The sequence below is a fragment of the Microcystis sp. LE18-22.4A genome (assembly GCF_027531105.1).
In the GTDB taxonomy this organism is placed as follows: domain Bacteria; phylum Cyanobacteriota; class Cyanobacteriia; order Cyanobacteriales; family Microcystaceae; genus Microcystis; species Microcystis aeruginosa.
Window position 1 is genome coordinate 1 of sequence record NZ_JAPZRB010000221.1, and the last position, 7,382, is coordinate 7,382.

A 7,382-nucleotide genomic window follows, 5' to 3' on the forward strand; every position below is an offset into this window, starting at 1 on the left:
AACTTTAAACTCTAAGACAAACATTTTACGCAGGGGGGACTTAGACAAAATCAGTATAGCACAATAAAAGTTAAGTTAACAAGATATAGTTTAAAAAGCCGTCCTAAAAGGACGGGGCTTTAACCCAAAATTTCGGTAAAAATTTTGATACTATCGGGGGTAGATTCGGCCACTTTTTCGTTACCTCCGGCACCGGTAATCATCCCGACGGAAAAGTAGAGGGAATCGACGAGGGAAATTTTTTGATTAACGCTGAGATAGGTAATGGTAGCAAGGGAAATCATCCCCAAGAGGGAAAGGGTGACAAGAATTACCGGTTGGACATAGTGCTGATAGGGACGGAGATTGAGTAGATTTCTCAGCCACTTTTGCAGTTTAAAACGCTGTTTTGCCTTAATTGTCGGTTTATTGCCGATAATGAGATGATCGCCAGTTTGGAGTTTTTTGCCTAAAAGAACTGCTGAAACCAGATCGATTTCGTCGTGGGCTGGGAGATAATAGATTAACATCCGGGCCGGATCGTCCCAAAGTTCGTAGAGGGGTAATCCCCACCAAGGATGATTTTCCTCGATAATTATCTCTTGAATTGGCCAAAGGCGATCGAATAGCTGTAATTGACCGATAGCTTTATTACCAAGGGCAGCAAAGGAAAAGATCGGAGCCGCTAGGGAAGCAACGCTCATGCTAACGTGAGCAGGGAGGGTTTGATCGAGTCTTTCTCCTAAAGTTTCGTTAAATAGTCGGTTAACTATCCGAATTTTCGGGTTAATTATCCTGGCGCGGGTGAGAATTTCCAGATTGAGTGCGTCGTTATCGATGGCCAAAACTAGGGTTTCTGCATCCGGAAGGCCAGCTTGCAGGAGAGTTTTAGGAGAGCAGGGATCGCCGATAATAATATCAGACTGGTATTCGCAGAGCATTTGGCGATCGCTAATCGCTACTACTGCCGCAGATTGTTGTTTGAGTAAACAAAAGATTTTATAACCCGTGCGACCTAATCCACAGACGATGATTTGCGGTTTCATTCGTCGAGCGCATTTTTTGCTGATTAACCTTTCAGTTCTAGCGCAAAAACTAGGAAAAATCTGTAACTAAAGCTGCAATATTGCCAATTTTCCCAATCAGGCTTTGAAGATGATAAAATAACCCTCATCATTGATTTAATCACCTAAGCCTTGACTCGCTTTCTTTGGGATAAATTTAGTGAAAGACTACCTCGAAACCTTTCTCTCTTCTTCCGGTGACGTGAAAACTAGCCTTAATGTGACGGCAGAAACTCAAGAAATCGATGTGTATTTTCGACCGACTTCCCCAGAAATACCGCCCGAATTAGGCCTATTGGGCAAATTAGCTCAAACCCCTTGTCTATTGGAACCCTATCGCAATCCTGTCACGATTGAGGGAATTCTCGCTTGTTTATCTAAACTGTTGACTGTGCGGGAACAATTACAAAGAGAAGCTCACCGTCATCAACAACCCTTATTAGCAGAAAATATTCCTAGACTATGGATACTAACTCCTACTGCCAGTCAGAGGATTATAACTGCTTTTTCCGCTCTCAATAATCCAGATTGGGGAGAAGGAATTTACTTTTTAGCTCCAGCATTAACCACATCCCTTATTGTCCTGCATCAATTACCCGAAACCCCTGAAACCCTTTGGTTAAGATTATTAGGCAGAGGAGGAACCAGAAGCAGAGCGATTGATGAATTAGAGGCCTTGTCTTCTAGTCATCCCTTTAAATCAGCTTCCTTAAAATTATTATACAATTTGAGTAGGAACTTGCAAGCCTTACCCAAAAGAACCCAGGAGGAGAGTAAATTTATTATGCGTTTAGCCCCTTTATACGAACAAGATAGAGAAGCAGCGATTCAAAAGGGTAGAATCGAAGGGATTCAACAAGGAGAAGCTATCGGACTTCAAAAAGAAGCATCCAAGTTAGTGCTACGTCAACTAAAGCGACGTTTTGGTGAACTACCCCCGCATATCACTGAAACTATCCAAAAACTCTCAGTAGAAAAATTAGAAGACTTAGGAGAAGCATTGCTAGACTTTGAGACTCAAGCTGACTTAATTAATTGGCTTAATCGGGACTAAAATCTTCGGGAAAGGCCATTGAAAACTCCTCTAATTGTTTTCTTGATCTCTCGGGAAATTGAGAGCTTTATTGAATAGGGCAAGGTCTTGGAAATTAATCACGCCATCTCCATTAAAATCTGGCGTTGCTGATTTGAGTTCTGAACATTCTTTTGTGATATTTTTAAAACCTAGACCAAAACTAACTTTTGGATAGGACACACATTTGGCATTCATAGCTTGATTCAGCAACGCCGAATAATCTTATACTACTCCTAATCACTTCTTATCTCTTGACAATGACCTTAAAAACCGATCACGGTAAAAGCCATCCCGTCGGTGCGACTGTCTTGGCCGATGGTGTCAACTTCTCACTATTTTCTAAGTATGCCACTGCCATAGAATTATTATTATTTGATGATGCCAATTCCCCGCAACCTAGTCAAATTATTCGTCTGAATCCCCAAGAAAATCGCACTTTTTTCTATTGGCATATTTTCGTTCACGGCATTGGAGTCGGTCAAGTGTATGCTTATCGAGTCTATGGTCCGGATAATCCGGCCCAGGGTCATCGCTTCGATCCTGATAAAGTAGTTCTCGATCCCTATGCGAAAGCGATTGTCGGTGCGGAAATTTATGATCGACAAGCTGCCAGCGAAAAAGGCGATAATTGTCATCGAGCTTTGCGGGGTCTGGTAGTGGATCCGGGCCGCTACGATTGGGAAGATGACGCACCGCTACGCACTCCCTACTCTGCCAGTTTGATCTACGAAATGCACGTCGGTGGTTTTACTCGTAACCCGAATTCCGGCGTTAGCGAGGAAAAAAGAGGTACTTTTGCGGGATTAATCGAAAAAATACCCTATTTGAACAACCTAGGCATTACTGCCGTGGAATTGTTACCGATTCATTACTTTGATCCCGCTGCCGCTATGCCAGGGTTAACTAACTATTGGGGTTATAGCACGATCGGCTTTTTTGCGCCCCATGCCGGTTACAGTAGCGATCGCTCACCCCTGGGTCCTTTGAATGAATTTCGGGATCTGGTGAAAGCTTTACACAAAGCGGGGATCGAAGTGATTCTCGATGTGGTTTTCAATCATACCGCCGAGGGGGACGAAACCGGGCCGACTCTTTCCTTGAAAGGTATCGATAATCGCACCTACTACATCCTCGACGGGGAAGATAAAAGCCTCTATAGCAACTATACCGGCTGTGGTAACACCCTCAAGGGCAGTCATCCCATTGTTGGCAAAATGATTCTCGATTGTTTGCGCTATTGGGTGTCGGAAATGCACGTCGATGGTTTTCGCTTTGACCTGGCGGCCGTATTATCGCGCAATGTGGACGGGGAACCGATTCTGCAAAAAGGTTATAACATGATCTGGGCGATCGAATCGGATCCGGTCTTAGCCGGCACAAAATTAATCGCCGAAGCTTGGGATGCAGCAGGATTGTATAGTGTCGGTCAATTTGTCGAATTTGCCGATTGGTTTTCCGAGTGGAATGGTCCTTTTCGCGATGATGTGCGCGCTTTTGTCCGGGGAGATACCGGCATAGTCAGCAAATTAGCGGCGCGGATTTTAGGAAGCCCCGACATATACCACAGACCCGATACCGATGTCAATAGAAGTATAAATTTTGTTACCTGTCACGACGGCTTTACCCTTAACGATCTAGTTTCCTACGACGAGAAACACAACGAGGCTAACGGCGAGGAGAATCGGGACGGTTGCAACGATAATTTTAGCTGGAATTGTGGGGTAGAAGGGGAAACCAATAACGAGAGGATTAAAACCCTGCGACTGCAACAAATAAAAAATCTCTTAACGATCCTGTTTATTTCCCAAGGAACACCTATGCTGTTGATGGGGGACGAAGTGCGACGCACCCAAAAGGGCAACAATAACGCCTATTGTCAGGATAACCAGTTAAGTTGGTTCGATTGGAGTGCGGTAGAGCAAGAGTTCGATCTTTGGTGTTTCGTAAGGAGACTGATCGATTTTAATCAAAAATTAGCTCTTTTCCGTCAGGAAAAATTGCTAGAAGTCACCTATACCAGTCTTGAACCCCATCTCAGTTGGCATGGCGTACAGTTGAGTAAACCCGATTGGTCGGAAGATTCCCACAGTTTAGCTTTTTCCCTGCGTCATCCCAAGGCGAACGAGTATTTACACATTATGCTGAACGCTTACTGGGAATCTCTCAACTTCCAGTTACCCCCCTTGGGACAAGGGGAAAAATGGCATCGCGTCATCGATACTGCTGGGCAATTGTCCGAGGCAGCCTGTGATTTAGATGCCGCAGCCGCTATTGAATCGGAAACCTATCGGGTGCAAGCGCGTTCGGCGGTAGTCTTAATCGTTAAACCAGTATAACAAGAGGAGAGATATTGCTCGATCGACCGATGTTGAATGCTTTAACTAATGAACAATGGCATCAATTCAATCGTCAAGTGGAAAAACGTTATTTATTTGCGGAGCAATAGCTGAAATGATGCGGCTTTCATTAGCGAAACGGGTATCGATTCTCTCTTTGTGTTTAATTGGTTTTTCCCTGCCTTGGACCGCGTTCAGCGTTTCACCGGTACAGGCGAACCTAGAACCGACTGCGATCGCTATTGGTGATCCCGTCCGAGAAGAAAAGCAAGCTCGGCAGTTAGTAGAATGGTTGGGAACTAAACAATACGACAAAGTTATTGCAGCTTTGTCACCCCAACTAAAACCCCTCTGGACTGCCGAAAAACTGCAAAAGGTCTGGGAAAGCCAAGTCACTGACAATACTGGACCGTTTAAGCGCATTGTCAAAAGCAAGCTACTCGATGCTATCAATGCCAATCTGGTGATTGTCACCGTTGAATTTGAGAAAGTTACCGAAGATGTGACAGTTACCTTTAACCGGTCCGGTCAGATAGTTGCCGCCGATTTTCCCGAATTTCGCAGTATTTCTGAGATTGGCGATGCTTTTGTCACGTCCTTGGTCAATAAAGACTACGGCCTGGCCCGAGGTTTTTTACACCCTTTCCTGAAAGCTGAGGTTTTCCCCACCAGAGTACAAGGTGCTTGGGAGAATTTACTTAAGCGTACCGGCCCCGTGCGTCGGATCGTGGGAACTCAGGTCAGAAAAGGCTCGGATACGGACGGTGTGGATCTGGTGTTGGTGACGATTCAATTTGAAAAACTGACGGATACCTTAATCCTCGTTTTTGATGATCAAAAGCAGATTGTCAACGTGGATTTCCCTTTAGGCAATTAGTAATCAGCCGAAATTACCCCGTAAATTGAGTTGGAGACGATAAGTTATGTTAGATAAAATCGAAGTTCCCATCGAAGCGATCGCAGCTAGGGAGATTCTAGATTCCCGCGGCCGTCCCACGATCGAAGCGGAAGTGCTATTAGAATCGGGGGCGCTCGGTTTGGCCCAGGTTCCCAGTGGCGCTTCTACGGGTAGTTTTGAGGCCCACGAATTACGCGATGATGATCCCCAGCGTTACGGTGGTAAGGGTGTCCTGAAAGCGGTTCGCAATGTCCACGAAAAAATTGTCCCGGTTTTGCAGGGGATGAATGCTTTCGACCAAGCTAGTATCGATTTAGCTATGATCGATCGCGATGGCACGGCCAATAAACGAGAATTAGGGGCTAATGCTATCCTGGCCGTCTCTCTCGCTACGGCCAAAGCGGCGGCGGCAGATCTGGGATTACCTCTCTATCGTTATCTCGCAGGTCCGATGGCCAATGTGCTACCCGTCCCGATGATGAACGTGATTAATGGTGGTTCTCACGCTGATAATAACGTCGATTTTCAGGAGTTTATGATCTTCCCCATCGGGGCCGATTCTTTTAAGGAAGGTTTGCGTTGGGGAGCGGAAGTATTCGCCGCTTTGGGTAAGGCCTTGCACGAACGCAAATTACTGACCGGTGTGGGCGATGAGGGCGGTTATGCTCCTAATTTGGCTTCAAATCAGGAAGCTTTGGATATTTTGATCGAATCGATCGAACGTGCTGGTTATAAACCGGGGTCGCAGGTGGCTTTAGCTATGGATGTGGCCGCCAGTGAATTCTATCGGGATGGTCAATACATCTACGATGGTTCTGCCCATTCTCCCGCCGAAATGGTGGATTTTTTGGCTAGTTTAGTTGATCGCTATCCGATTATTTCTATTGAAGACGGTTTACACGAGGAAGATTGGGATAACTGGAAATTATTGACCGATAAACTGGGGGCGCGGATTCAGTTGGTGGGCGATGATTTGATGGTGACTAATCCCATCCGTCTGCAAAAAGCGATCGATCTGGGTATTGCTAACTCGATCCTGATTAAACTCAATCAGATCGGTTCTTTGACGGAAACCCTACAAACGATCGCCCTGGCTACCCGTCACGGTTATCGTTCTGTCATCAGTCATCGTTCCGGAGAAACGGAAGACACCACGATCGCAGATCTGGCGGTGGCTACTAATGCCGGACAGATTAAAACTGGTTCTCTCAGTCGCAGTGAACGGGTGGCTAAGTATAATCGCTTGTTACGCATCGAAGCAGAATTGGGCGATCGGGCGGTGTACGCGCCGAAAGTCGGTTTGGGCCCAAAATTCTTGGCCTAAAATTTGAAAAAAGTTTGCAGTGATCGAAAAAGGGTGTTATACTAAAGGTACTGATAACTGATAACTGGTCACTGACTATTGTGGTACTTCGCTGAAACCCTTTTCGGCGAAGTGTTTATTTTTGGCCTTTTTCTGCCCAAAGGTATGATTTTTGGATCAAAGGTGTTACACTAAAGGTACTGATAACTGATAACTGGTCACTGACTATTGTGGTACTTCGCTGGAACCTTTTTCGGCGAAGTATTTATTTAAGAGGGTGTTGACCAGAGAGAGGACGATTGGCGCACCGATAAAAGCCACTAAACCCTTAACTGCGAATCCCGGGACGAGGATCGAGGCTAACCAGAAACAAAAGCTATTGAGAACAAGGATAAAGCCACCGAGGGTGAGAATAGTAATCGGTAGGGAAAGCAGCCCTAGAATCGGTTTAACCAGTCCGTTGACTAAACCGATAACTGCCCCCGCAACCATGGCCACAATAAAGCTATCGACTTTAACACCGGGGAAGATAATATCAACCACTAATAAACTAAGGGCAGTGGCAAGAATATTTAGGGTTTGCGGCAAAAAGCTTTTCGGTGGTGGCAGGGTGTGGGGTGTGGGGTGTGGGGTGTGGGGTTTTATCGATTTTCAGGTGGTCAACTACCTAATTTTCAGGGAAAAAGTCCAGGAATTTTCCCCCCGATCCCCGCAATGGCTGGCACTT

5 protein-coding genes and 2 pseudogenes are annotated in these 7,382 nt (G+C 45.6%); 4 read left to right on the forward strand and 3 right to left on the reverse strand.

Going from position 1 to position 7,382, the window contains the following annotated elements; translation table 11 throughout:
- Window positions 1–125: 125 nt before the first annotated feature.
- Window positions 126–1,025 (reverse strand): annotated as a pseudogene (locus tag O9295_RS09815) (potassium channel family protein); the annotation flags it as partial.
- Window positions 1,026–1,175: 150 nt separating this feature from the next.
- On the opposite strand from O9295_RS09815, the pseudogene O9295_RS09820 reads away from it, so the two are divergent.
- Window positions 1,176–2,097 (forward strand): annotated as a pseudogene (locus O9295_RS09820) (DUF4351 domain-containing protein).
- A gap of 30 nt (window positions 2,098–2,127) precedes the next feature.
- Here the strand turns inward: O9295_RS09820 and O9295_RS09825 are convergent.
- Window positions 2,128–2,328 (reverse strand): hypothetical protein, encoded by a 201-nt coding sequence (locus tag O9295_RS09825; protein ID WP_288032834.1) that lies wholly within the window; start codon window positions 2,326–2,328, stop codon window positions 2,128–2,130.
- Between the two features lie 47 nt (window positions 2,329–2,375).
- Here O9295_RS09825 and glgX point away from each other — a divergent pair, with 47 nt between their 5' ends.
- The 3 genes from glgX to eno all read left to right on the forward strand — a co-directional run bounded on the left by glgX (window position 2,376) and on the right by eno (window position 6,676).
- On the forward strand, window positions 2,376–4,454 hold the full coding sequence (glgX, locus tag O9295_RS09830) for a glycogen debranching protein GlgX (RefSeq protein WP_288032835.1): 2,079 nt from the start codon (window positions 2,376–2,378) through the stop codon (window positions 4,452–4,454).
- Window positions 4,455–4,569: 115 nt separating this feature from the next.
- Entirely contained in the window at window positions 4,570–5,331 is a 762-nt protein-coding gene (locus O9295_RS09835; protein WP_288032836.1) for a DUF3887 domain-containing protein, read from the forward strand.
- Between the two features lie 46 nt (window positions 5,332–5,377).
- Window positions 5,378–6,676, forward strand: coding sequence for a phosphopyruvate hydratase (gene eno / locus O9295_RS09840; RefSeq protein ID WP_147069427.1), 1,299 nt, complete (start codon window positions 5,378–5,380; stop codon window positions 6,674–6,676).
- 204 nt (window positions 6,677–6,880) lie between these two features.
- On the opposite strand, the gene O9295_RS09845 is transcribed toward eno, so the two are convergent.
- Complete coding sequence (locus O9295_RS09845; RefSeq protein WP_080506996.1) at window positions 6,881–7,243, reverse strand: phage holin family protein; 363 nt, start codon at window positions 7,241–7,243, stop codon at window positions 6,881–6,883.
- Window positions 7,244–7,382 lie beyond the last annotated feature (139 nt).

What these genes read in the sequence shown, in the direction of transcription:
- glgX (WP_288032835.1), top strand. Translation starts at nt 2,376, where the DNA reads ATGACCTTAAAAACCGATCACGGTAAAAGCCATCCCGTCGGTGCGACT.
- O9295_RS09835 (WP_288032836.1), top strand. Translation starts at nt 4,570, where the DNA reads ATGATGCGGCTTTCATTAGCGAAACGGGTATCGATTCTCTCTTTGTGT.
- eno (WP_147069427.1), top strand. Translation starts at nt 5,378, where the DNA reads ATGTTAGATAAAATCGAAGTTCCCATCGAAGCGATCGCAGCTAGGGAG.